General features: G+C 26.1%; 28 protein-coding genes. 16 read left to right on the plus strand and 12 right to left on the minus strand.

Annotated elements, in window-relative coordinates:
• Positions 1-14: 14 nt before the first annotated feature.
• Positions 15-764: a DUF6873 family GME fold protein gene (locus tag I1959_RS02260; protein ID WP_166505115.1), complete on the minus strand. Its 750-nt coding sequence runs from the start codon at positions 762-764 to the stop codon at positions 15-17.
• Between the two features lie 100 nt (positions 765-864).
• A complete protein-coding gene (locus I1959_RS02265) occupies positions 865-1,077 on the minus strand; it encodes a hypothetical protein (RefSeq protein ID WP_092926550.1) in 213 nt (70 codons plus the stop codon).
• A 412-nt stretch (positions 1,078-1,489) separates the two neighbouring features.
• Here I1959_RS02265 and I1959_RS02270 point away from each other — a divergent pair, with 412 nt between their 5' ends.
• From I1959_RS02270 to I1959_RS02285, 4 genes are all read left to right on the plus strand, one after another.
• Complete coding sequence (locus tag I1959_RS02270) at positions 1,490-2,725, plus strand: NupC/NupG family nucleoside CNT transporter (protein WP_195236961.1); 1,236 nt, start codon at positions 1,490-1,492, stop codon at positions 2,723-2,725.
• Between the two features lie 88 nt (positions 2,726-2,813).
• A complete protein-coding gene (locus I1959_RS02275) occupies positions 2,814-3,524 on the plus strand; it encodes a tRNA threonylcarbamoyladenosine dehydratase (RefSeq protein WP_166505116.1) in 711 nt (236 codons plus the stop codon).
• A gap of 94 nt (positions 3,525-3,618) precedes the next feature.
• Complete coding sequence (locus I1959_RS02280; RefSeq protein WP_166505117.1) at positions 3,619-4,098, plus strand: permease; 480 nt, start codon at positions 3,619-3,621, stop codon at positions 4,096-4,098.
• On the plus strand, positions 4,095-4,628 hold the full coding sequence (locus tag I1959_RS02285) for a permease (RefSeq protein WP_195236962.1): 534 nt from the start codon (positions 4,095-4,097) through the stop codon (positions 4,626-4,628). The genes I1959_RS02280 and I1959_RS02285 overlap by 4 nt, the downstream gene beginning before the upstream one ends.
• 59 nt (positions 4,629-4,687) lie before the next feature.
• Here I1959_RS02285 and I1959_RS02290 read toward each other — a convergent pair whose 3' ends face one another.
• The 4 genes from I1959_RS02290 to I1959_RS02305 all read right to left on the minus strand — a co-directional run bounded on the left by I1959_RS02290 (position 4,688) and on the right by I1959_RS02305 (position 8,223).
• A complete protein-coding gene (locus I1959_RS02290) occupies positions 4,688-5,119 on the minus strand; it encodes a hypothetical protein (RefSeq protein WP_195236963.1) in 432 nt (143 codons plus the stop codon).
• Between the two features lie 23 nt (positions 5,120-5,142).
• Positions 5,143-5,856, minus strand: a complete 714-nt coding sequence (locus tag I1959_RS02295) for an acyl-[acyl-carrier-protein] thioesterase (RefSeq protein WP_195236964.1) — start codon at positions 5,854-5,856, stop codon at positions 5,143-5,145.
• A gap of 385 nt (positions 5,857-6,241) precedes the next feature.
• Positions 6,242-7,513: a sensor histidine kinase gene (locus tag I1959_RS02300; protein WP_195236965.1), complete on the minus strand. Its 1,272-nt coding sequence runs from the start codon at positions 7,511-7,513 to the stop codon at positions 6,242-6,244.
• A gap of 8 nt (positions 7,514-7,521) precedes the next feature.
• Complete coding sequence (locus I1959_RS02305; RefSeq protein WP_195236966.1) at positions 7,522-8,223, minus strand: LytR/AlgR family response regulator transcription factor; 702 nt, start codon at positions 8,221-8,223, stop codon at positions 7,522-7,524.
• 136 nt (positions 8,224-8,359) lie between these two features.
• Between I1959_RS02305 and I1959_RS02310 the strand changes: the two genes are divergently transcribed.
• Entirely contained in the window at positions 8,360-9,115 is a 756-nt protein-coding gene (locus I1959_RS02310; RefSeq protein ID WP_195236967.1) for an ABC transporter ATP-binding protein, read from the plus strand.
• Positions 9,108-11,201 (plus strand): FtsX-like permease family protein, encoded by a 2,094-nt coding sequence (locus I1959_RS02315; protein WP_243239983.1) that lies wholly within the window; start codon positions 9,108-9,110, stop codon positions 11,199-11,201. The genes I1959_RS02310 and I1959_RS02315 overlap by 8 nt, the downstream gene beginning before the upstream one ends.
• A 177-nt stretch (positions 11,202-11,378) precedes the next feature.
• Here the strand turns inward: I1959_RS02315 and I1959_RS02320 are convergent, their stop codons facing one another.
• Together I1959_RS02320 and I1959_RS02325 are read right to left on the minus strand one after the other, a co-directional pair.
• On the minus strand, positions 11,379-12,341 hold the full coding sequence (locus I1959_RS02320; protein ID WP_195236969.1) for an arsenic resistance protein: 963 nt from the start codon (positions 12,339-12,341) through the stop codon (positions 11,379-11,381).
• A 122-nt stretch (positions 12,342-12,463) separates the two neighbouring features.
• Positions 12,464-12,943 carry a PTS sugar transporter subunit IIA gene (locus I1959_RS02325; RefSeq protein ID WP_195236970.1) on the minus strand — a complete coding sequence of 160 codons (480 nt, stop codon included), beginning with the start codon at positions 12,941-12,943 and terminating at the stop codon, positions 12,464-12,466.
• 421 nt (positions 12,944-13,364) lie between these two features.
• Between I1959_RS02325 and licT the strand changes: the two genes are divergently transcribed.
• The 6 genes from licT to I1959_RS02355 all read left to right on the plus strand — a co-directional run bounded on the left by licT (position 13,365) and on the right by I1959_RS02355 (position 18,535).
• Complete coding sequence (licT, locus tag I1959_RS02330; RefSeq protein WP_195236971.1) at positions 13,365-14,198, plus strand: BglG family transcription antiterminator LicT; 834 nt, start codon at positions 13,365-13,367, stop codon at positions 14,196-14,198.
• 115 nt (positions 14,199-14,313) lie between these two features.
• Positions 14,314-15,864: a PTS transporter subunit EIIC gene (locus I1959_RS02335; RefSeq protein WP_195236972.1), complete on the plus strand. Its 1,551-nt coding sequence runs from the start codon at positions 14,314-14,316 to the stop codon at positions 15,862-15,864.
• Between the two features lie 33 nt (positions 15,865-15,897).
• On the plus strand, positions 15,898-17,244 hold the full coding sequence (locus I1959_RS02340) for a 6-phospho-alpha-glucosidase (RefSeq protein ID WP_195236973.1): 1,347 nt from the start codon (positions 15,898-15,900) through the stop codon (positions 17,242-17,244).
• Between the two features lie 126 nt (positions 17,245-17,370).
• Positions 17,371-17,571, plus strand: a complete 201-nt coding sequence (locus I1959_RS02345) for a hypothetical protein (RefSeq protein WP_195236974.1) — start codon at positions 17,371-17,373, stop codon at positions 17,569-17,571.
• Between the two features lie 25 nt (positions 17,572-17,596).
• The gene (locus I1959_RS02350) at positions 17,597-17,785 is read left to right on the plus strand and encodes a hypothetical protein (RefSeq protein ID WP_195236975.1); all 189 of its coding nucleotides are present in this window, start codon (positions 17,597-17,599) and stop codon (positions 17,783-17,785) included.
• Between the two features lie 156 nt (positions 17,786-17,941).
• The gene (locus tag I1959_RS02355; protein ID WP_195236976.1) at positions 17,942-18,535 is read left to right on the plus strand and encodes a GNAT family N-acetyltransferase; all 594 of its coding nucleotides are present in this window, start codon (positions 17,942-17,944) and stop codon (positions 18,533-18,535) included.
• A gap of 166 nt (positions 18,536-18,701) precedes the next feature.
• On the opposite strand, the gene I1959_RS02360 is transcribed toward I1959_RS02355, so the two are convergent.
• Complete coding sequence (locus I1959_RS02360; RefSeq protein WP_092926524.1) at positions 18,702-19,136, minus strand: type II toxin-antitoxin system HicB family antitoxin; 435 nt, start codon at positions 19,134-19,136, stop codon at positions 18,702-18,704.
• 257 nt (positions 19,137-19,393) lie between these two features.
• Between I1959_RS02360 and I1959_RS02365 the strand changes: the two genes are divergently transcribed.
• The gene (locus tag I1959_RS02365) at positions 19,394-20,365 is read left to right on the plus strand and encodes a hypothetical protein (RefSeq protein ID WP_195236977.1); all 972 of its coding nucleotides are present in this window, start codon (positions 19,394-19,396) and stop codon (positions 20,363-20,365) included.
• Between the two features lie 31 nt (positions 20,366-20,396).
• Here the strand turns inward: I1959_RS02365 and I1959_RS15825 are convergent, their stop codons facing one another.
• From I1959_RS15825 to I1959_RS02380, 3 genes are read right to left on the minus strand one after another with little or no spacing between them, the layout of a single operon-like run.
• Positions 20,397-20,549, minus strand: a complete 153-nt coding sequence (locus I1959_RS15825; protein WP_195236978.1) for a YvrJ family protein — start codon at positions 20,547-20,549, stop codon at positions 20,397-20,399.
• Positions 20,550-20,562: 13 nt separating this feature from the next.
• Positions 20,563-20,790 (minus strand): DUF2922 domain-containing protein, encoded by a 228-nt coding sequence (locus tag I1959_RS02375; RefSeq protein ID WP_195236979.1) that lies wholly within the window; start codon positions 20,788-20,790, stop codon positions 20,563-20,565.
• 29 nt (positions 20,791-20,819) lie between these two features.
• Positions 20,820-21,044, minus strand: coding sequence for a DUF1659 domain-containing protein (locus I1959_RS02380; protein ID WP_166505127.1), 225 nt, complete (start codon positions 21,042-21,044; stop codon positions 20,820-20,822).
• Positions 21,045-21,164: 120 nt separating this feature from the next.
• Between I1959_RS02380 and I1959_RS02385 the strand changes: the two genes are divergently transcribed.
• From I1959_RS02385 to I1959_RS02395, 3 genes are all read left to right on the plus strand, one after another.
• A complete protein-coding gene (locus tag I1959_RS02385) occupies positions 21,165-21,446 on the plus strand; it encodes a Mor transcription activator family protein (protein WP_166505128.1) in 282 nt (93 codons plus the stop codon).
• A 702-nt stretch (positions 21,447-22,148) separates the two neighbouring features.
• Positions 22,149-22,463 carry a hypothetical protein gene (locus tag I1959_RS02390; protein ID WP_195236980.1) on the plus strand — a complete coding sequence of 105 codons (315 nt, stop codon included), beginning with the start codon at positions 22,149-22,151 and terminating at the stop codon, positions 22,461-22,463.
• A 206-nt stretch (positions 22,464-22,669) separates the two neighbouring features.
• Positions 22,670-23,032 (plus strand): DUF3796 domain-containing protein, encoded by a 363-nt coding sequence (locus I1959_RS02395; protein WP_166505130.1) that lies wholly within the window; start codon positions 22,670-22,672, stop codon positions 23,030-23,032.
• Positions 23,033-23,034 lie beyond the last annotated feature (2 nt).

The following is a 23,034-nucleotide window of genomic DNA, read 5'->3' on the forward strand; positions in this document are numbered from 1 at the left end:
ACACCTTTCAAAATTTAGTACATAATAGGTATTAAAGAGCCTAAGTCTAATAATTTTTCATCACTTAAAGAAATAATTTCTTTATTTTTAGATTTAACAAAATCATAAATTTTATCATAATCAGGGTGAAGCTTGATATTACCGTAAAAAGCTAATTCTTTATGAGATATAAGTCCGCTACATCCACCTATAAATCCATAATTCATATTAAATAAATCAATATTTCCTTTAGATATAAGTAAACAATCAATATTGTGTTTTATTACTTCTTTATATATACCTTCATCTGAAGTTATAATAGAATTTTCATCAACAATACATACTGAACATTTTGTATATCCTTGATTTACATTAATCATAGTAAGATTATTTTCTTTTATGTACTTTAAAATGTTTTTGTCTGTATAATCAAAATTATGAATAGCATACTTTCCAAACAAGCAAACATTGTATTGTATATTGTTTGGATATTTACTTTCTATAGGTAGATTTCCTTTTATGACATTAAAGTTATACTTTTTTAATTTATCATTATAATAATCATAGACATCAGGAGATACAACTATATTTTCATCATTTAATTTAAATATACTTATATCTGGATGAAACTTTATAGCATCATAAGAATTTTTACATCCAATTGTTTTTATTAAATCTATACCTCTAGCTCTTAAATTTTTCTCCATAGTAGGAGTAATTCTTTTGTCTACTATTGCTAATTTAACATAGTCATTAACTATAAAAGAATCTTTTATAAATTTCATAAATTTTCTCCTAAATATATAATAATTTTAGCTTATCATAAAAATTTAATATTTTACAATATTAAAAGGCATGTTTTTACATGCCTTTTAAGTAACTTTATTATTTGTTATCTTCACTATTACTTTCATAAATATTAGGATCTTGAGATGGATAAGAGTTATTTGTATTTATTACTCTAAAATTTATTAAATCAGTAGTTTCACTATCAGAACTTTCAAAAACGTCGTTATTATCTATTATTTGATTGTATTGGTCATCAAAATGATTTAAAAATGATAAATTATCATGTTTTTTGTTAGAGTTTTTTTTCATTTTATACTCCTTTGATAATAAATTATATATTAAAAGTATATGCAAGCTAATATATTTTATACTAATACTTAGATTAAATTGTTATAAATTTAGATAATATAAAGATTAAAAATGGGTAATATATATACAAATGGGTAATATATATAAAAATGTAAATAAATAATTAATAAATAAAATAAAAGTCTTGTCATAATAAATAAGAAAAGGTTATAATATTAAAGAAAAATAACATTTACATTTTAATTATATTGGTAAATAAAGTTTTGTTAATTGTCGAAAAGTATTGAAAAATGATATGTGTGGGGCAAGGCTTCTAATATTTAATTTTTAAGAAGTGCATATTATAAATACTTAGACTAGATAAATAAACTAAATTTATCAGAAATTAAACAAAAGTAGAGGGCGAGAAAATATGACAATACTAATAAATGCACTAGGCATAATTATTTTGTTAGGAATATTGTATCTATTATCATCTGATAAAAAAGCAATAAATAAAAAGATGATAGCTAAAGCATTTATAATACAATTTATCCTAGCATTTTTACTGGTAAAATTCCCACTTGGAAGAGCTGCACTACAAAAGGTATCTGATGTAGTAACTGCTACTTTAAGTTATGGATTTGAAGGTTTATCATTTGTATTTGGGCCACTAGCAGATTCAGGTGCTCCAACAGGAATGATATTTGGTATACAAGTTTTAGGTAACATAATATTTATATCAGCGTTAGTAGCTGCATTATACTACTTAGGTATAATAGGAGCTGTTGTTAAAGCAATAGGTGGGGTTATAGGTAAAGTACTTGGAACTTCTAAAGTAGAAAGTTTCGTTGCTGTTGCTAATATGTTCTTAGGACAAACTGAATCTCCAATATTAGTTTCAAAGTACTTATCAGGAATGACTAAAAGTGAAATAATGTTAGTTTTAGTATCTGGTATGGGTAGTATGTCTGCAACTGTTTTAATGGGATATGCAGGTCTTGGAATACCTATGGAATACTTACTTATAGGTGGAGCATTAGTGCCACTTGGAAGTATAATAGTATCTAAGATAATACTTCCAGAAACAGAAGTTGAACATGAATTTGTAGCTAAGGGTCATGAACATGAAGGTTCTAAAGAAGAAATAAGCATAGATAATAAAGGGGATAATCCAAACCTTATATCTGCAATATCTCAAGGTGCTAATGACGGGCTTCAAATGGCATTAGGTATAGGTGCTTCACTTATAGCTATAATAGCTTTAGTTGCACTTGTTAATGGTATATTAGGAGTTGTAGGATTATCATTAGAACAAATATTATCATATATATTTGCACCAATAGGAGCATTAATGGGTCTTCCTACAGACAAGATATTAACAGCTTCTCAGCTTTTAGGAAGTAAGTTAGTATTAAATGAATTCGTTGCTTTTGGACAATTGGGTACAATGTTACCAAACTTAGACTACAGAACTGGTCTTATGATGGCAATATCTCTTTGTGGATTTGCTAATATATCAAGTATGGGTATATGTATATCAGGAATATCAGTTTTCTGTCCAGAAAAGAGAAGTTTATTAGCTAAATTAGCATTCAAAGGAATGTTAGGTGGATTCTTCGTTAGTGTACTAAGTGCATTAGTAGTTGGATTAATAATAGCTATATAATTAAATAAATAAGATTATTAAGGAGGAACGAATCGTTCCTTCTTTTTTTGTTATACTAATTAAGATATAAATAAAAAGGAGAGTTAAAATGGAAAATAAATTTATAAAAAGAACAGCCATTTTAATAGGTGAAGATGGATTAGAGAAACTTAAAAATTCAAATATTCTAGTTATAGGAGTAGGGGGAGTAGGAAGCTTTTGTGTAGAAGCTTTAGTAAGAGCTGGAATAGGAAATATAACTATAGTAGATTATGCTAAAGTTTGTGAAAGTGATTTTAATAGGCAACTACCAGGGCTTAACTCAAAATTAGGCAAAGACAAAGTAGAAGTAGTAAAAGAAAGGCTTTTAGATATAAATAAAAACTTAAATATAAAAGCTATAAATACTATATTTAATAAAGATACTAGCAAAGAAATAATTAATGATGATTATGATTATGTAGTAGATGCAATAGATATGGTATCATCTAAAATTCATTTAATAGAAGAGTGTAAAAAAAGAAATATACCAATAATTAGTTCTATGGGTATGGGCAATAAATTAGATCCAACAAAAATAGAAGTAAGTGATATTTCAAAAACTCATACTTGTCCTCTAGCTAAAGTAGTAAGAAAAGAATTAAGGGACAGAAATATTGATCATTTAAAAGTAGTTTTTTCAAGTGAAAACCCTTTAGAGTTAAAAGAAAAAATATCAGATGGTCATAGAATAATTCCTGGAAGTATATCTTTTATGTCATCTTCTGGAGGTCTTATTATAGCATCTGAAGTTGTTAGAGATTTGTTAAATAATAAATAGAATTTTTTCTATAATTTCTTTAAGTGGCAATGATAATAAATATTGCATATTATAATTAAATTCTAATTATAGCATGGCTACGGGGGGAGTATGTTTGATTAATTTTATTATTTATTTAATGTGTATTATTTTATTTATTTTTTCATTTATAAGAGATTCAAAAAAAACAAAAAGTGCTTTTGTAAAAGGTGTGAAATCATTAGAAGCGATAATGCCTCAATTTTTTCTTATTGTAATTATAATTGCTATAATCTTATCTGTATTAGACACAGAGTCTATATCAAAGCTTATTGGCGAAGAATCAAAATTTATTGGAACAACTATATCATCAGTTATAGGTGCAGTTACTATGATGCCTACATTTGTAGCTTTTTCAGTGGGGGATTCTCTACTTAAAAGTGGGGCTGGATATGCACAAGTAGCAGCATTTATATCAACTTCTACTATGGTTGGAATACTAACACTTCCACTAGAATCAAAATTTATAGGAAAGAAGGCTGCTTTTTATAGAAATGTTGTAGCATTTTTATTTGCTTTTGTAGTAGCTTCTTTTGTAGGGGGAATTTTAGGATGATAAATATAAAATTTATTTTAAATAGATATAAATATGTACTTATTGGATTTATTATTTGCATATTTATATATTTTTTTAATAATAATTTGGGGGCTAGTATTTTTAGTAACGTAAAATCTAGTATTTTACAAATGTTAGGGATACTTCCAGGGGTTATGATTTTACTTTCTCTTTTGGAAGAGTGGGTTCCTAGAGAGTATTTTATTAAGTATATGGGAAATAAATCAGGGCTACTTGGTATATTTTTATCTTTTGCTTTAGCTTGTTTTGCAGCAGGTCCTATGTATGCAGCATTTCCTTTTGCCAAAGTTCTTATGGATAAAGGAGTTAGGTTTTCAAATATAATTATATTTTTAAATGCTTGGTGTGTTGTTAAGATTTCTACGTTGACATTTGAAATAAGTGCTATTGGATATGAGTTTACTCTTGTTAGACTTGTAATTGATATAGTTGGAGTTATTGTTATGGGTTATTTGGTTGATTACTTATACAATAAAAAAACTTTTTTTAAAAAGAGAGTAGAATGTTAAAATAAAAATACCAAATATATTTATGATTATATTTGGTATTTTTATTTTAATATAAAATTTTATATAAAGGTTTTAGTTTTATTAACTATAGAATTTTTAAGTAGGTCAAATTTAATGTAGTTTCCAAATAGGATTTGGTCTAAATATTCTATAACTATTGGATTTAAGTCAACATAAACTGTTGAAGCGTATAAAGAGATATTTTCAATTGGTTTAAGCTTTATATGAAAACCATTATCTACTAAACTTAACTTTATGTTTTTAAGATTATTTATAGCTTGTTTAGTTTGAAATACTACATCAATACATTCTATTGATGTATTTTTTATAATTTCTATTATTTCATTTATATTAATTTCTAAGCTTAAATTTTTAGTATTTTCATTTTTAGATTTAAAGGCTTTGTCTATTATATAGTAAAGTATTGTTTTCTCAAGTATAGGTAGCTTAGTTGGTGAATTAGCTATTATTTTTGGTAAATAGATTTCCATTTTAAGTCCTTTCTATTATGTTTCTATGACAATTCTATTATAGCATTTATCTTATCTTCGGTCTTTGCTGTAATAATATGCTTATTGTTTTGCTCTTCATAATAACATTCAATCTTTTCGCCATATAATATTTCTTTTTTGTATACTATTCTTATATTGTCAAAAACTTTATTCTTATAAATATCCTCTGGTAAAATTTCATAGGCCATATCTAGATAGCTTAAATTATGCATATGTTCATTTATATCAATGTCTCTTCTTTGAATATAGTAGTCCTTTTTGAAAAGGTAATCTTCACATTCAATATCTTCTATTTTTTCTGGAAATACATTTTTATCTGTTTCTGATTCATATAAATCTGCAATATCTGCTGTAAGTCTTACTGGTCTCCTTCTATCTGTATCAACAAATATCCATCTTGATGTTCCAATTGCAATTATATTTCCTTCTTTATCCTTAAGCTGAAAATCACGATATGCATAGAGTCTTTCTACTTTTCTTGACCATGTTTCTGCCTTTATATCATCATTATATTTAGGTCTTTTTATGACCTTCACCTTCCAATCCAAAAGCATCCATACTCTCTTTTTAGTTTCTATTTCTAAAACTCCATAGCCTACAGATGCACTGTGAAGCCCTGCTACGTCTTCCATTATTGTAAGAAGTGCTTTATTAGTCGCTTCATTATTTATTCCTATATCTTCTAAACCAATTTTATAGTTACTGCAGTATATCATAAATATTCACCTTTCTATTTAATATATCTATTTCTAGCTTAATTTCACATTATAATAATTGTGACCTAAGTAGTATTATACATAATATTCAATTACCTTCCAATCACAAAATGATTTCATTAAATTTGTAAATTTTATTATTAAGTATAGTTAATTCAATAAGATGTTGTTTGAGAAATAAAAATAAGGTTTTTTCGTAGGTTTCAATAAATAAGATGTTGATAAAGCTATTAATGAAGTTTATGGTAGCATTGAAACTATTAAACTTAATATGTATTTTATATAGATATAAAAGCTAAGGAGGAACGATTTGTTCCTCCTTTTTTATGAATAATTAGCTTTCACAAACAAGTTTTAACTTATAATGTGGGAGTTAATTTAGTATTTAAATTTTAATAATTGCCAATAAATTAAATTCACACTCAGAATAAGTGATATTAAGCGTGCCACTATATTTTTTTACAATATCATCTATGTTTTCAATCCCAAATCCATGCATATTTGAATCTAACTTAGTAGAGTTATATTTACCATTTTTAAATTTAATAATACCATTATAATTATTAGAAATAGAGTAACTAAAATAACCTTTATTGCAGCGAGCTTTCAAAGATATTTTTCTCTGCGAAATATCACTTAACTTTAAAGAAGCCTCAATAGCATTATCAAGTGTATTTGAAAAAATAGAACAAAGGTCAATATCTTCTAAAGGAAGCATCTCGTCTATATCAATATTAAAAAAACAATCAATTTGATTTTGTATTGCTAAATTGTATTTTGAATTTATAACTGCATTTACAATACTATTTTTACAAAACACTCTATTACTTACATTAAACTTATCTGAAAGTTCATTAAAATAATCTTTTGCACCTTCTAAATTATAATATTCTAAAAATGAATATATTACAGATAAGTGGTTATTCATATCGTGATGTAGCTTTCTTACCTTTTTTTGATTTTCTTCAAGCTCTCTATAGTAGCTATATTCTAGTTTTAGGTTTTGATTTTCAAGGCGATTTTTAACATTTTTAACTATATACTCAATAAGAAATATCATACTCAAGCTAGTAATTATACATGCAATTGCTATGGGATATGCTTGATATTCTTTTCCTAAAGGTGTATTTATAATTGTTGTTATTATGGAAATAAAAGGTGCTAAGCATATAATATCTATCATAATCCATGTTTTTATATCAATATATCTACCTATATTACTTAGCTTGTCTTTAGAAAAATGGTAAATTAAAAACCAAGAAAATGAAATAATACACATTTCTAGTGTTTGAGCAAAATAATCCATCCATAAAGTTTCACCTAAATAAATATAAACCTTAGCACAAAAGTCATTGGCCATTAAATTTATAGATACTACAATAGGATAAAAAATCATTACAGCAGAAATATTTTTAATATAGCTAGATTTATAAAAAACAACCATTATTAAAATAAAACCAATCATAGTATAAAAAACATTAACAATATCTGAAGTATATATAATTACATTTGGAATAAGATAAGCTCCAAGTATAGAAGCAAATTTAGCATATTTATTATCTTTAACTGATGAAAAATTTGCTATAACCTTATAAAAATAGTAGCTTGTTACTGCACAAAGTATTAAAGTTGTAAGATTGTAAATTATATCATACATAAAAGTACCTACCTTAGCATTGTTTTTGCAAACTCAATCATAAATGAATTATATCTACCACGACTTATAGGTAATGTTTCTTTATTTATAACTAAACTACTAGATTCTACTGAAGATACATGATTGATATTAATAAGATAACGTTGATGAATTCTTACGAAAAATGAAGGCAGATTTTTTTCAAGATTGTCTAGTTTATCATAAAAATCTATAGTTTCCGTAAAAGTAACTGCATTTACCTTACGCTTATCGCTAGTAAAATAATAGGTATTACTTAAGTTTATTTTTTCAGTTTTAGATTTAGATTCTACAATATAAAACTTATCTTGAATTTCATCTAATTCTTCAAGAGCAGAGTTTAAAACTTGTCCTATTTTTTCTGGTTTATAAGGCTTTAATATATAGTTAAATGCCTTAACTTCATATCCTTGGAAAACAAAATCAGGATATGATGTAACAAATATAATTATAGATTTTTTATTGTGTAATCTAATGTTTTTTGCAGTATCTATTCCATTTAGATCTTTCATTTCTATATCCGAAAATATAATATCATAATTTTCTTTAGTAATTGAATTAATAAGACTTTCTCCACAATCAAATTCATAGATTTTATAATCTAACCCCTTTAAATCTAAATGTATTGATAATATATTTTTTAGTAAATTAATTTGAGATTTTTCATCATCACATATTGCAATTTTAAGCATAAAAATTATTCCCCCTATTTTTTTATTATAGCATACCAAAAATTACAATATCACTGCAAAAGATTACATTTGGTATAGTTTTTAAGTCCTTAATAAAAATATACAATTAAATTATAAAATATTAGGAGGGAAGATTATGCTTAAAGTTAAGAATTTATATAAAAGTTATAAAACAGGAAATGTAAATTATGATGTATTAAAAAATATATCTTTTGATGTGAAAAAAGGAGAGTTTGTAGCCGTTATGGGGCCGTCAGGAAGTGGAAAAACTACACTTTTAAATTGTATTTCTTGCTTTGTGCCTTTTGAAAAAGGTGAAATATTACTTGGAGGAGAAAATATATCAGGATTAAATGAAGAAAGTTTAGCGGATATAAGAAATCAAAAGTTAGGCTTTGTTTTTCAGGACTTTATGTTATTAGATGGATTAAGTGTAATAGAAAATATTTGTTTACCACAAATTATAGCAGATAAAGATGTTACTAAAATGGAAGTACTAGCAAATAAGCTTTGTACTACTTTTGGTATTTCACATATTAAAAATAAATATCCAGCAGAAATATCAGGAGGAGAAAAACAACGTAGCGCTGTTGCAAGAGCTCTTATTAATAAACCATATATTATTTTAGCAGATGAACCAACTGGAAACTTAGATAGTAAATCGTGTAGAGCCGTTATAGATTCGTTTGTTCAAGCAAAAAAAGAATTAGGTGCAACTGTATTTATGGTAACTCACGATAGTTTTGCAGCATCATTTTGTGATAGAGTTATAGTTCTTAAAGATGGTGAAGTGTATACAGAGCTTACTAAAACTACAAATAGAATTGAATTTATGGATAGACTCCTAGATACACTTAAAAAACTAGGAGGTGATGATAGTGACAATGAATAATGTTATATCAAAGCTTAGAAAAAACAGCATAAAAAATTATTATATGCTTGCTTTTTGTATAACTTTATCGGTTTTATTAGTTACTTCATATGCATTAATGTTTTTTAGCCCAACAGTAATGAACATCTTACCATCAGGAGGAGATAGTAGAAAACAAGGTTATATGATATTTTCCATAGCAATTATTGGATGTGCTGTATTTACAACTTATGCATCCTCTTTATTCTATAAATATAAAAGTCGTGAGTTTGGAATTTTAATGGCATTAGGAGAAAGAAAATCAAAGCTTAAGAAAGTTTTATTAAAAGAACTTATACTTATTATTCCTATATGTTTAATAGTTGGGGTGGTTCTTAGTATTCCTGTTTCTTATATAATATGGAAAGTTTTTCAGATATTTATTATAGATACAAAAGAAATGGCATATAAGTTTGGAGCTACAGGACTTATATTTGGAGTTGGGTTTTGTATTTTTGTAACATTATGTATATTTATAAATGGTGCTAAGTTTATAAAAAGAAGCAATATTATGGATATTATCTATGAACAAAGAAAGTCTGAAGTTGTAAAAGATATTAAACCTTGGACTGGTGTAGTTGGCTGGATATTAGTTATAAGTGGATTGTTTTTAGGATATGGTGTTCCAAATATAATAGTAGAAACAATAGGATATATTATGCCATCTATATGGAATGTTATGTATTTATTATCATTTTTAGGTCTTTATATGGTATTAACTCACGCAATAATCTATAGCAAAAAAGGAAAAAATCCTAAAAAGTATTATAAAAATATTATATCAACAAATATGATGAGATTTTCAGGAAAACAGACAGTTAGGAACATGTGTGTAATAACATTTTTAATTGCAGGAGGAGTGTTTGCAGCATTTTATACACCTACAGCGATGACTGGTCTTTTAGTAGATATAAAAAACAATCCTATAGATTATGCTTTTTACTATAAAGGAAATGAAAATCAAATAAATAAAGAAGAAATATATTCTCTTTCTAAGGAGAATAATGTTTCTATAACAGACTACTATGAGGTAGATGCTATTTCACTTATTACAAATGGATATTATAGAGATTATGATGAAAATAATATGCTTAAAAATGAGTATGTAGAAAAGATGCAGTATAATGAGTTTTTCAAAGAAAGTGATTTTAATAAAGTATCAGGACAAAATATTGATGTTTCTAAAGGTGAGTATTATAAAGTTATAGCTGATGGAGAATCTGAAAGCATTTGGTCAAAATTTAATGATTTAGATGCAATAACTCATCCAGTAACAGGTGAATCTGAGAAAATAAAATTTGCAGGAACAGTTTCTTTTAGACCTTTTGCGAAAGAACATCAAGGAAAGTATGTAATATCAGATAAAGATTATTTAAGACTTTCAAAAGGATTACCAAAAGAACAATACGAGAAGTTTGTGTTATTTAATGTTATAAATCCTAATGAAACTTATGAATTTGCTAAAGCTTTAAAAGAAGAAATTATAAATAGAAGTTCAAAAGATGTAGCAGTATCTACTTCTTTCGATGAGTATGAAAAAATGTTAGCACAAAAAAATGGAGAAGAGTATGATTATGATATCAAGTTAGAACTTTCTTCAGATAATAATCAACTTTTTAATGAGTGGAAGTATTATCCTATGTTTAAACCTTTAGATAAACAAGATTTACTTAAGAATATGGCTGTGTTTATTATGTTATTCATTTATATAGCAATAATATGTTTAGCATCAACGGCAATAATAGCTTATACTAGAGCAGTAACTATTGGACTTGATAATAAACAGCTATTTTCAGATATTAAAAAGCTTGGAGCAAACAAAAAATATATTGAAAAAAATATTAAAAAGCAATTAGCTAAGGTATTTATATATCCAACAGTAATAGGAAGTATTTTTACATATATGATATATCTTACTATATTCTACGGAAATAGTGGAGGAAATATATCACAAGGAGAGTTTTTAGCTCTTATTGTAGGATTAGGAATAATTTTACTAGTAATATTATTTATGTTTATAATATATAAGTTTTCTCTTGAAAAAGTTAAAAAGATAGCTAAAATTTAGCTAGCAGTTTATATTTATGCTTGCCTATATAACTATTTGAATGATTAATATATTAATTAAAGAAAATATAAAACTATTAGTAAATTTTATTATTATAAACTATAATATAAAATTTAAAAAATAACTGTACCTGAGATTTTAAAGTGTTTAAATACATAAGGTACAGTTATTTTTATATTATGTTTGTTTAACATAATTAATATTTAATAATATTTTAGACACTAGAAATAACACAGGCAATTCTATTAAAGGTCCTATTATAAGCGCTAATGATATTAAAGGCTCATTAGGAAAAGCTGAAACTGCTATTGCAAGTGCTATAGGTGAGTTTCTAGCTAAAGTAGTTAAGCTTAAAGCAACATTATCCTCTTTACTTAATTTTATTTTTCTACCAACAACTTGTCCAATAACTAAGTTAATTATAAAAAATAGTAGTACTGGTAGTAAAAGCTGTAAAAGTACTTGAGGATTTTTAAGTAATACTTTACCTTGAGATGCAAACATTGAAATTATTGCTAAATTTAAAAAATAACCTTGGTAATCACAAGCCTTTGGAGATATATTTTCTTCAAAATAACTTAAACCTTTTTTATTAATTGTAATTTTTCTAAAAATAGTAGCTAATAAAAGAGGTATAAATAAGCTTACAACCATTCCTTGAGTAAGGCTTAATGCATCTATGTTTACACTTGAGCCTCCAATTAAAAATACATACACAGGAAGCAGTAGTAATTGAAGCATAAAGTTTAGTGGTAAAATTGATGCTCCTAATGCAACATTACCTTTTGCTATAGCTGTAAATATTAAATACCAATCAGTACAAGGTGTTACCATAAGCATTATAAATCCAATTAAAAGCTCTGGACTATTTTGTAAGAAAAATTTCCCTAAAAAAAATATTAAAATAGGTGTCCATACAAAATTTATAAGTATTGCTGTTAATGTAAACTTTATATTTTTAAATGATTTTGTAATATCTTTTAATGGTATTTGTATAAATACTAAAAATAACATTATTATCAAAGAAGGCATAATTAAATATTCAGAATAGGTTTGTATAATATTTATTTGCCCGAGTATTATTCCTATTAAAACCATCAATAATATAATCAAACTTTGAAATTTATTAATATTGTCCATTTTAAACCTCCTTATATATTTACAATTTTATAGATATTTATTATCAATTGCAACTGTTTATTAAGAAGAATTAAAATATAAAAAATGGGAAAATAAAAGAGGAACGATTCGTTCCTCTTTATCTAAAGTTTATATTCAATTATATTATCATCACCATGTTTAACATCTAATCCAATCATAGAATTAAGTTCTTTTAATGCATCATTATTAGTAATTATTACTGGAGTAATTAAAGATATATTATTATCAATAAAAATTTGTCTATCAAGCTCTAAAATAGGAGTACCAGCAGTAACTTTATCACCAACTTTACGTAAAAGTTTAAATCCTTGTCCTTTTAAAGTAACTGTATCAATACCAACATGAACTAACAATTCTAAACCATCATTACTTTTCATAGCAAAAGCATGATTAGTATCCATTATAAGTTCAATTGTACCATCACAAGGAGCAACTACAACATCTCCAGTAGTATCAATAGCAACTCCATCCCCTAACATTTTATTTGAAAAAACTTCATCTGGAACATTACATAAATCTATAACTTTCCCTGATATAGGTGCTTTTAAAGCCAAATTTTTCTTTTTAAATATACTAAACATAAGTTAGTTCCTAAAGTAGGAACCTCACCATCCTTTCATATTATAATTTATAAAAAATATATATTATTTTATTTAATAATAAAAAAAGGCATAAGTTTATCAAATAAACTTATGCCTGATTTAACAGTAACACGTTTATTTAGATTCTAGCAAATATATGTAAAAATTGTCAATTGAATAAATAAAAATAAATTTAAGAAAATTCTATAAAAATATATTGACAATGTTTTCCTGTGGCATATATAATATAGACATAATAAAAAGTTAAAATACGAAAAAGGATTGTTACTTTTAGAAGGCAAAACCTATATTGAGTCGCGATATTACGTTAGACTTGGTATAGATTTTTTTATTTTAATGATAAATGTTATATAGTTAAAAGACATCCGAGTTTATAGACTTATGAATTAGGGGGTAAAATATGATTATAGACAAGATTGTTAATAACAATGTTGTAACCGTACTTGATTCCAAAAATAAAGAAGCAGTTGTTATGGGAAGGGGTATAGGTTTTAAAAAAAAGCCAGGGGACCTTATAGACAAAGATAATATAGAAAAAATATTTACTATGGATAATCCTTCAAAAAATCAAAAATTAATAGAACTATTAGAAAATACACCAAGTGAGTATCTTTTAATAACAGAGGAAATAGTAAAGCATGCTCAAGATGTATTAGGGAAAAAATTAAATTCATCTATATATGTACTTTTAACAGATCATATAGTATTTGCAGTAGATAGATTTAAAGAAAATATTGTACTTCAAAATCCTATGATTTGGGAAATTAAAACATTATACAAAGATGAATATAGATTAGGACAGTGGTCTATTAATTTAATTAAAGATAAGTTAGACATAGAACTTCCTGAGGATGAAGCAGCATTTATAGCACTTCATATAGTTAATGCATCTCTTGGAGAAGAAATGTATAACACTATGAATATAACTATATTAACAAAGGATATATTAAAAATTATAAAAACTCATTTTAATTTAGATTTCAATGAAGATTCACTTGATTATATAAGGCTAGTAACTCATTTAAAGTTCTTTTCTCAAAGAGTATTTAAAAAAGAACAGCTAAAATTAGAAGATGACGATATATATAATATGATTGTAAGTAAGTATAAAGAAGAAAAAAATTGTGTAGATAAAATATCTAAATACACAGAACGATCATTTAATTATACCCTTTCAAAGCAGGAAATAATATATTTAATATTACATATAAAAAAAGTAAGTAGTAAAAATTAATAATACGATGGATTGTTACTTTTAAATAAGGCAAGACCTAGATTATGACTTTAGATAGTTGTAGTTTGGTTCTTGCCTTATTTATTTATGAAAATAAAATTAGGGGGACTAAAATATGAAAGAAAAAATTCTTAAGATAACAGAAGGTTTTTCAAAGGCTATGGTACAGCCACTTATGTATTTAGCTATAGTAGGTCTAATAACTACATTTGGTGTTTTAATAGTAAATCCTACTATAAGTAATTTTATACCATTTCTAAAAGCTGCACCATTTCAAATGTTAGGGAATATATTATATTCATCTATGATGTTTATAATAGAAAACTTAGGTATTATATTTGCAATAGGAATAGCTTCAGCATATGCTAAAAAAGACAAGCATAGAGCAGCACTTATATCATTAATGATATATTTTACATATCTAAAATCAATGAACACAATGTTAAGTATGATGGGGAAATTAGTAGACCCTCAAAATCTTATGGGTTCAGGACAAGCATTAGTTTTAGGAGTTCAAGTATTAGATACGGGAGTATTTATAGGAATATTAATAGGATGTTTAGTAGGATTTGTATATAACAGAACTTGTGATAAAGAATTTAAAGGTGCAATGCAGATGTACTCAGGTACAAAGTTTACATTAGTAACACTTATACCAATAGCAATATTTTTAGGGGTAGGTTTGACATTTGTATGGCCATCAATTCAAGGGGTAATATCTAAAACAACTGGATTTATATCAGATTCAGGAGCACTTGGAATGTTTACTTATGGATTCTTAGATAGAATATTAGTACCAACAGGTCTTCATCACTTAGTATACACACCACTTTTATTTAGTGACTTAGGTGGAGTTGTAGAAGTTGGTGGTAAAATATATGCAGGTGCAATGCCAATAGCAATGATGGAAATGAATAATCCAGAAATTACGAAATTCTCAACATCTATAATATATCAAGCAACATCAATATCTAAGATGTTTGGATTAGTTGGTGCTTCTCTTGCAATGTATCATTGTGCAAAGCCTGAAAATAAGCAAAAAGTAAAATCAATATTACTTCCAGCTACAATAACTTCAGTACTTGTTGGTATAACAGAACCACTTGAATTTGCATTTTTATTTGCTGCACCAATACTTTTAGTAGTACATGCTTTACTTACAGGTTTAGCACTTGCTGTTTTATACATTTTAGATGTTACTTCAATTGCTGGGGGCGGAATAATAAATGTAATAATAATGAACTTAGCAGCAGGAGTAGATAAAACTAACTGGCCAATTTTCTTTGCAGTTGGTATAGCTCAACTTGGTCTTTACTACGCTTTATTTAGAGTATTAATAAATAAATTAAATCTAAAAACTCCAGGAAGAGAAGATAAAAAAGAAAGTAAAGAAGAAAAGCTAAATCAAGTAGATAATGATATAGATGTATCTTATATAGTTGATGGATTAGGTGGAATAGATAATATTGTAAATGTTGATAATTGCTTTACTAGATTAAGAGTTGAAATAAAGGATGAATCTTTAATAAAAGATGATTTAATAAACAAGGTTGAAAATAGTGGAATAGTTAAAAAGGGTAAAAATATCCAAATAATATTTGGTCTTCAAGTATCATCTGTAAGACAATTAGTGGATAAATACTTACAAACAATAAAAGCAAGCTAATGTATTAAATTAATATAAAGGGAGGAATTAAATATGAAAATAACAATAGTAGGTGGGGGAAGTACATTTACTCCAGGAATAGTAAAATCAATAGTACTTAGAAATAAGGATTTAAAAGTTGATGAAGTAGTTTTATATGATATAGATAAAGAAAGACAAGATAAAGTAGGGGTAATAGTTGATTATATAATAAAAGAGTGTAATGTAGATACTAAATTAACATTATCAAATGAACCAGAAGAAGCATTTAAAGATGCAGACTTTATATTTGCTCAAATGAGAGTTGGGAAATATGCACTTAGAGAACAAGATGAAAAAATACCTTTAAAGCATGGATGTGTAGGTCAAGAAACTTGTGGAGCTGGTGGTCTTGCATATGGACTTAGAACAATATTCCCAATGATAGAAGTTATAGACTATGCAAATAAATATGCTAAAAAAGATCACTGGATATTAAACTACTCAAATCCAGCTGCAATAGTATCAGAAGCTTGTAGAAGATTAAGACCAGATGCAAGAATAATAAATATATGTGATATGCCAATAGCTATACTTGACCAAATAGGACAATGTCTAGATATAAATGCTCATGAAATGGAGTATGATTACTTTGGACTTAACCACTTTGGATGGTTTACAAAGTTAGAGTATCAAGGAAGGGATATACTTAAAGAGGCAAAAGACTATGTAATTGAAAATGGAACATTATTATCAAAAGATATAATACAAAAGATAGAACAAGCAAAAGAAGCTGGAATAAGACACAATGATGCTTCTTGGTTAAAAACTTGGGCTAATATGAAAACAATGGTTGAATTAATGCCTGAGTATTTCCCAAATAGTTATCTTCAATACTACTTATTATCAGATCTTGTAGTATCTCAGTCTAACAAAGACAGAACTAGAGCAAATGAGGTAATGGATGGAAGAGAGTCTAATTTATTTAAAGGTGTTGAAAAGTATTTAGAAACAGGGGAAATGGATAAAAAGACATTCTATCATGGTGAACATGGTAACTTTATAATGGACTTAGCTGTTGCACTTAAAAATGATACAGGTAAAAAGTTCTTAGTAATAGTAGAAAATAAAGGAACTATACCAAACTTACCATATGATGCTATGGTTGAAGTGCCAGCATATATAACAAAGGATGGTCCACAAGTTATATCTAGAGAGCCAATAGGAGATTTTTATAAAGGATTAATAGAAGAACAATTAGCTTCAGAAAAATTATTAGTAGAGGGAGCTATAACTGGTTCTTACCAAAAAGTATTAGAGGCATTTATAGTTAATAAGACTATAGGTTCTGCTCATACTGCAAAAGCTATATTAGATGATATGATAGAAGCTAATAAAGATTTCTGGCCAACATTAAAATAATAGATAAAAAAGGGAATGTATTTCATTCCCTTTTTTATTTTATATGTTTAAAAGAGATGTTGTTTTTTAAATGTATTATACTAATATTAAGCTATAATATAAGTATTCAAAAATTGCAGGGGATATTTGATAGAAGCCATTACGACAGATATAGTTGATGATGAATTTCACAACAAAATAGACAAAGAGTTTTTAGAAAGTCAAAAGGCAAAATGTTATACGTTAACTAATCCACCAGTAGAAAAAGCAACCCAAGGGATACTTAGTAATTATAAAGTAGTAAAAAAAGGAATTTTATACTTTGCTGATTACTATGGCGATGGATAGTAAATAGGAGATAAGGGGTGATAGTTTGGATAAAAAAATACTATATTCATTATTAATTACTATAGGTATAGTTTTGGTATGTTTGTTTGTTGTAAATATGGTTTTAAATTCTGTATTAGGAGAGCTTGGGATATATGTATCAATGTTTGCAACTATAATATTTACCATAATTTATTGTACTCAACTAATACTTAGTAAATTAGATAATAAATAAAGAGTGTAAAAAGGTTATAAATATGAATGTTCACGAAAACATCTATTTTTATGTACACTAATTTTCTTATAAGTTATTAAAGGATATTAAATTAATATGTAAAATTTTATGTAGTAGTGTTTATTATAAAATTTTTATTAAAAGGGGATAAGCAAAGTGATTAATAGCAAAAATTTAATAATAAGACAATTGGAACTAGGAGATGAAGAATACTTATATAAATGGTGGAATGATGGAGATATTATGGAACATGCTACTCATGTATTTGGAACTTTACAGAGTAAGGAATCAATAAAGAAGAGCATTTTAAAAGATATTGAAGATACAACAATGTTTCCAAATTCTAAAAGATTTATTATTTGTAAAAAAGATACTTTGGTTCCGATAGGGGAAATAAATTACTGTAATTGGGATAGTAGGAATCAGAAAGCTGAGTTAGGCATAAAAATATGCAATATTGAAGAGCAAGGTAAAGGTAATGGAGTAGATGCTTTATATCACTTTATAGATTTTATGTTCAAATTCTTAAATATAAATAAAATAGAGCTGACTACTATGAGTGATAATAAAAGAGCACAACAATTATATAGAAAATTAGGCTTTAAAGAAATTGGTATAATTAGAGAGGCTTATTTTGATAGTCGATATGGTAAGTTTGCAGATGTAATGTATATGGATTTATTAAAAAAAGATTGGGATAATTTAAAAAGTGACATACTTAAATTTGAAAGAGTTGAAGAATTAATATAACAGGAAAAATAAAAAGCTGGTAGGAAAAAATCCTACCAGCTTAACACAGAAAACAAACTTAACACAGAAAGGAATCTGTATTAAAATTGACATTTGATATTATATCATAAATTTTATAAAAAGTATAATAAAAATAGTTAATATATTTTTAAAAATTATTTAAATATTAATATTTTTCTACTATTCCAAGTTCTTTTTTTAAAGCATCTTGTAGTATTTGAGAAAAATTTAAATTTTGTTTCATAGCCTCTATATTTAACCATTGTGGAATAGTTAAAGTTTTCTTTATAGATATATTATCAAAAGCCTTTCTCACTCTAGGCATTATTGCATTTACAGACATTAAAAACTCATTATCATTTAACTTATCTTTATATTCAATAGGATTTATTGGATCTGGTAAATCTTCATTGTCTTTTTCTCTTCCATATATTCCAAATTCTAAGCATTCAGTTATATTTTTTAAGAGTTCTTCTAAGTTTTCACCATCTGTATATACTTCACCGAAATTTGGGACATATGCTGCATAATATTCATTAGGACGTGAATCATCTTTTTCTAAAGATACTACGGCTATATAAGTATAAAAATCTTTTTTCATTTTTTATTTTCTCCTTTGATAATAATTGGTTTGTTAATATAAAGAAAAATAGGTTTAAGATAATTAATTTAATCTATTACTATATATATAATAATACGTATTTAAATACGTGTAAATAGGTAAATATAAAATAATCCGATATATAAATAATTATATTTTTATTTGTGATTTATTTATTTTTATAAATTTAATAATAAATTTAATTCTATTTGTTAAACATAGTAATGAACTTACTAAGAAATGAAAAGAGGACAGCTATGTTTAAAATCAAAGTCATATTTTTAATTACAATAGCACTAATAAGCACACCTATAATAGGAATATGTGAAGGAAAACATGATAAATTAACACTAGGTGGAAAATATATAAAAGAAAGAAAAGTAGAAGATGAACATGATGTTGATAATAGTGAAGAACATCATAGCCTAGAAAGATTTTTTAGACCATCTAATATGCCTATATTAAACGATAGAATAGAAACTTCACTTTACGATATCTATAATGGCAAACCTTCTGATGTAAAATTACCTAAAAAGCTTTTAGAAACTCCAAGGGATACTATAATAAACTATTTTAGCGTTTTAAGAGAGGCAGCAAATCCTACTAAAGGTACAAACACTGGATGTGGCACATTAGGTGAAGCAAAGGGTCCTTATCCTGTTTCATATAACTTTTTATCAGACTCTTATAAAGAAAAATATTCATATAAAGATTATTTAAAATCATTTGAAAACAAGCTACATATTAATTTAATAAAGCTAAATGAAGTTCCACCAAGTGAAAATAATCCTAATGAAATTAAGTACTTTGTTGAACTAGAAGTAATAGAAGGTTCTAAGGAGCAAAAGGGATTATTTGCATATTATTATGGATATATTTATTTAGATAAAGAAAATGGATATTATAAAATTAAAGATATAAAATATACAGCTGAAAACTATTTGTGTGCACCATATCATGGGTGGTCATATGATGCAAAGAGTCTTGTTGCCATTGAGTATGGAGATTGGTGTTCTTTAGTTAGTGGTGATATAGAAGTTAAGGAAGAAGGGTATGAAAAGAGAGTTTATTTTAAGGATAAAGAGGGCAATGAATACTATGTTTTATTTTATCAGTTAACTAATGGTGTTGATATAAAAATAGCTGATTACAAGAAAAATAAAGATGGTAAATGGGAATTAATATATATTAATCCTGAAAAATGTTTAGAGAAAAAAGGATTAAAATAATATTTGTTTAAATAATAAAAAGGGATGAAATTCATCCCTTTTTTATACTTAATATATTTTTAGATAAATTATTAATACTATCAGTAAGATCTAATAACTTTCCCTCAATTCTAATAAGTAAATACATAGACAAAGTGATAGGAAAACCAATATCAGATATTAAAGTTTGTATATCAAATTCCATAATATCACCTATATTATAATACTAAATCGTATTCAGTAGTGCCAGTCTCAACAACTTTAGCCTCAACTAAAGAATCTAAATCCTCACCATTTACCTTAAATATATTTTTAGATAATATAGTATTCATAGCTGTTTTTATTTCAGATTCAGTTAAATTTTCTCTAGGGTCATCAACTGATATAGATATTTTTTTACCAGATAAAGTTTTAAAAGACATAGTTAATTTTTTCTTGATTTCCATAGCATACCTCCTTAAAATTATAATTAATACTAAGCTGATAAAGTATTATTATCAACTTTAGCCACTTCAAGTAATGTTTGATTTTGAAGTGATGATAATATAGTCCCTACGTCATATACATCTTGATCAGTTGCATCTGGATTTACATTTGAGTAAGACTTTGTTCTTACTACTGTTTTACCAGTTTCATCATCTTTTCCACAATCAAATCTAAGCTTTAAATATGATGGATTTTTAGTTATAGTTACTGCCATTTTCATTCCCCCTTTAAATTTAAACTATAAGTAACTTCCCTTACTTATAATTAGATAGTACTTAAGATTAAACACATGTAGTTAAAACATAAGTGTACAAATTTTGTTTAGGAGGAGAATATGAAGATAAAAAATGAAGATGTTAGTGAAAGATTAGAGGTGCTACTTGAAATAGTAGGTAAGGAGAAGTTTTTAGAAATAGCTAGAATGTATGGAGGGAGTAATATTTATATACCAACATATACTAGCGCTATAAAAAATGCTAGAAATAGAGAGATTATAAAAAAATACAATGGGTTTAATGTAAATAATTTAGCTAGAGAGTACAATATGAGTGTTACTCATATAAAAAGAATACTAAAAGAAGATATAACAACAGCTAAATTAATTAGACAAAGCTAATTAAATAAAGGGGGATTTATATTAAAGAATTATTATTTAATGAAAATTTAAGAGCTCTTGGGATTACTGAAATTAAGAAAAAAGAATTAGCAGATGCTACAATAACCCCACTTGGTCATGAAAGACTACTAACTGGAGCACTAGCGTTAGCATACACAGGATATGATGTTTTAACTAATAAGGTAAATTTATAATAAAGTATTTATTAAAATTATTGGAGACTAATAAAATAGGTTTAAGATTTAATAAAGGAAGGGATTCAAAATAACATGTAATCCCTTCCTTTTTATATTTATATACTAAGTTTTACTTGTTTTAAAATTGTAACGAGTCGTACCACTATACGTATAACCAATCGTTAACAAGTAGTGAAAAAAATTAAAACGACTCGTATTAAAATATAGAACAAGAAAAAGAAGAAGAAAAAGAATAAGATAAAGAAGAATAAAAAGAAAAAGTAAGTAATGTAGATTTAATTTGTTTATTAATATAAATAACTAGCTTATTTAATGAACACTAAATTGATAAATAATAGATATAAAGTTTAAGTATCCTTTGTCTAAAAAACTTTGAACTATTTTGTACTTGGTAAATAATTCAATAAAATGTATAATATAACCAAAGTTAGTAACTGTAATTTAACGTCAATTATTTTTCGTTAAACAAATACATAAGTTAGAAAGCTAGGGGGTAAATATCATTATGGGTTATGGTCTGTTAAATAGGGGAAGCTTACTATTTGGAGTGATTGCTGTTATACTTCCAATAATTAATCTTATGAGGGAGAATAAGTCTATTAATAAGAATTGGAGTATTTTCTCTATAGCTAGTGCTAGTGCATGTGCTATTTCATTATGTATGCAAATTTTCTACATAAGTCATTTAGTTAATATAGAGGACTGGACAGCAATGATGGATACTTTAAGTACAGTAGCACTTGCATCAGCATTACTTCTTGTAATTACAATTACACTAAATGCTATTGTTTGTTCTATATATTGTAAAATAAAATCTTAAATTTAGTAAAAGATGCACCTTAGTATTTTAATATATTGAAATAACTAAGGTACATCTTTTTTTATCTATAATTTATCACAAAGTTGGCTAATATAGCCAAATATTAAAATATATATTTTTTACTTTAGTCATAATATAAAAATCAATGTGATATATATGTAATATAGAGATATAAATATATCACATATATGAAGGGGGATTTATTTATGAAAGAGTTAAACAAGTATTCAATTTTTTTTGCACTTTTTGGATTTTTAGGTTTTAAAGAATTAAACGGTGACCCACTAGGACTTATATATTTTGCCTTCTTTGGTCAATTAGCTAATTATTGGTGGTACAAGCTAGGTGATTGTGAAGATGAGAGATTAATTTACAATAAACATAGAGCAGCTTCTATAGTATTTCCTGCATGTTTTGCTATAGCAATTGTATCAAGTGTATTAATTCAGTTATATACAGTAGATGTACTAACACTTTATAGACTACAAATATTAATAGTAGCACTTACTTTTGCAATATCAATGAATTTATGGGCATTTTTAACTTACAAATTTGATTTAGGGAAGTAAAA

The sequence above is a fragment of the Romboutsia sp. 1001285H_161024_C4 genome, from assembly GCF_015550185.1.
Taxonomy (GTDB): Bacteria; Bacillota; Clostridia; order Peptostreptococcales; family Peptostreptococcaceae; genus Romboutsia_C; species Romboutsia_C hominis.

Coding starts and splice junctions, on each gene's coding strand:
- I1959_RS02375 (WP_195236979.1), bottom strand. CDS start 20,790: ATGGAAATCAAGAAAAAATTAACTATGTCTTTTAAAACTTTATCTGGT.
- I1959_RS02270 (WP_195236961.1), top strand. CDS start 1,490: ATGACAATACTAATAAATGCACTAGGCATAATTATTTTGTTAGGAATA.
- I1959_RS02335 (WP_195236972.1), top strand. CDS start 14,314: ATGAAAGAAAAAATTCTTAAGATAACAGAAGGTTTTTCAAAGGCTATG.
- I1959_RS02360 (WP_092926524.1), bottom strand. CDS start 19,136: ATGAAAAAAGATTTTTATACTTATATAGCCGTAGTATCTTTAGAAAAA.
- I1959_RS02265 (WP_092926550.1), bottom strand. CDS start 1,077: ATGAAAAAAAACTCTAACAAAAAACATGATAATTTATCATTTTTAAAT.
- I1959_RS02260 (WP_166505115.1), bottom strand. CDS start 764: ATGAAATTTATAAAAGATTCTTTTATAGTTAATGACTATGTTAAATTA.
- I1959_RS02305 (WP_195236966.1), bottom strand. CDS start 8,223: ATGCTTAAAATTGCAATATGTGATGATGAAAAATCTCAAATTAATTTA.
- I1959_RS02315 (WP_243239983.1), top strand. CDS start 9,108: ATGAATAATGTTATATCAAAGCTTAGAAAAAACAGCATAAAAAATTAT.
- I1959_RS02325 (WP_195236970.1), bottom strand. CDS start 12,943: ATGTTTAGTATATTTAAAAAGAAAAATTTGGCTTTAAAAGCACCTATA.
- licT (WP_195236971.1), top strand. CDS start 13,365: ATGATTATAGACAAGATTGTTAATAACAATGTTGTAACCGTACTTGAT.
- I1959_RS02290 (WP_195236963.1), bottom strand. CDS start 5,119: ATGGAAATCTATTTACCAAAAATAATAGCTAATTCACCAACTAAGCTA.
- I1959_RS02295 (WP_195236964.1), bottom strand. CDS start 5,856: ATGATATACTGCAGTAACTATAAAATTGGTTTAGAAGATATAGGAATA.
- I1959_RS02385 (WP_166505128.1), top strand. CDS start 21,165: ATGAAGATAAAAAATGAAGATGTTAGTGAAAGATTAGAGGTGCTACTT.
- I1959_RS02365 (WP_195236977.1), top strand. CDS start 19,394: ATGTTTAAAATCAAAGTCATATTTTTAATTACAATAGCACTAATAAGC.
- I1959_RS02320 (WP_195236969.1), bottom strand. CDS start 12,341: ATGGACAATATTAATAAATTTCAAAGTTTGATTATATTATTGATGGTT.
- I1959_RS15825 (WP_195236978.1), bottom strand. CDS start 20,549: ATGGAATTTGATATACAAACTTTAATATCTGATATTGGTTTTCCTATC.
- I1959_RS02310 (WP_195236967.1), top strand. CDS start 8,360: ATGCTTAAAGTTAAGAATTTATATAAAAGTTATAAAACAGGAAATGTA.
- I1959_RS02340 (WP_195236973.1), top strand. CDS start 15,898: ATGAAAATAACAATAGTAGGTGGGGGAAGTACATTTACTCCAGGAATA.
- I1959_RS02275 (WP_166505116.1), top strand. CDS start 2,814: ATGGAAAATAAATTTATAAAAAGAACAGCCATTTTAATAGGTGAAGAT.
- I1959_RS02300 (WP_195236965.1), bottom strand. CDS start 7,513: ATGTATGATATAATTTACAATCTTACAACTTTAATACTTTGTGCAGTA.
- I1959_RS02285 (WP_195236962.1), top strand. CDS start 4,095: ATGATAAATATAAAATTTATTTTAAATAGATATAAATATGTACTTATT.
- I1959_RS02380 (WP_166505127.1), bottom strand. CDS start 21,044: ATGGCAGTAACTATAACTAAAAATCCATCATATTTAAAGCTTAGATTT.
- I1959_RS02390 (WP_195236980.1), top strand. CDS start 22,149: ATGGGTTATGGTCTGTTAAATAGGGGAAGCTTACTATTTGGAGTGATT.
- I1959_RS02395 (WP_166505130.1), top strand. CDS start 22,670: ATGAAAGAGTTAAACAAGTATTCAATTTTTTTTGCACTTTTTGGATTT.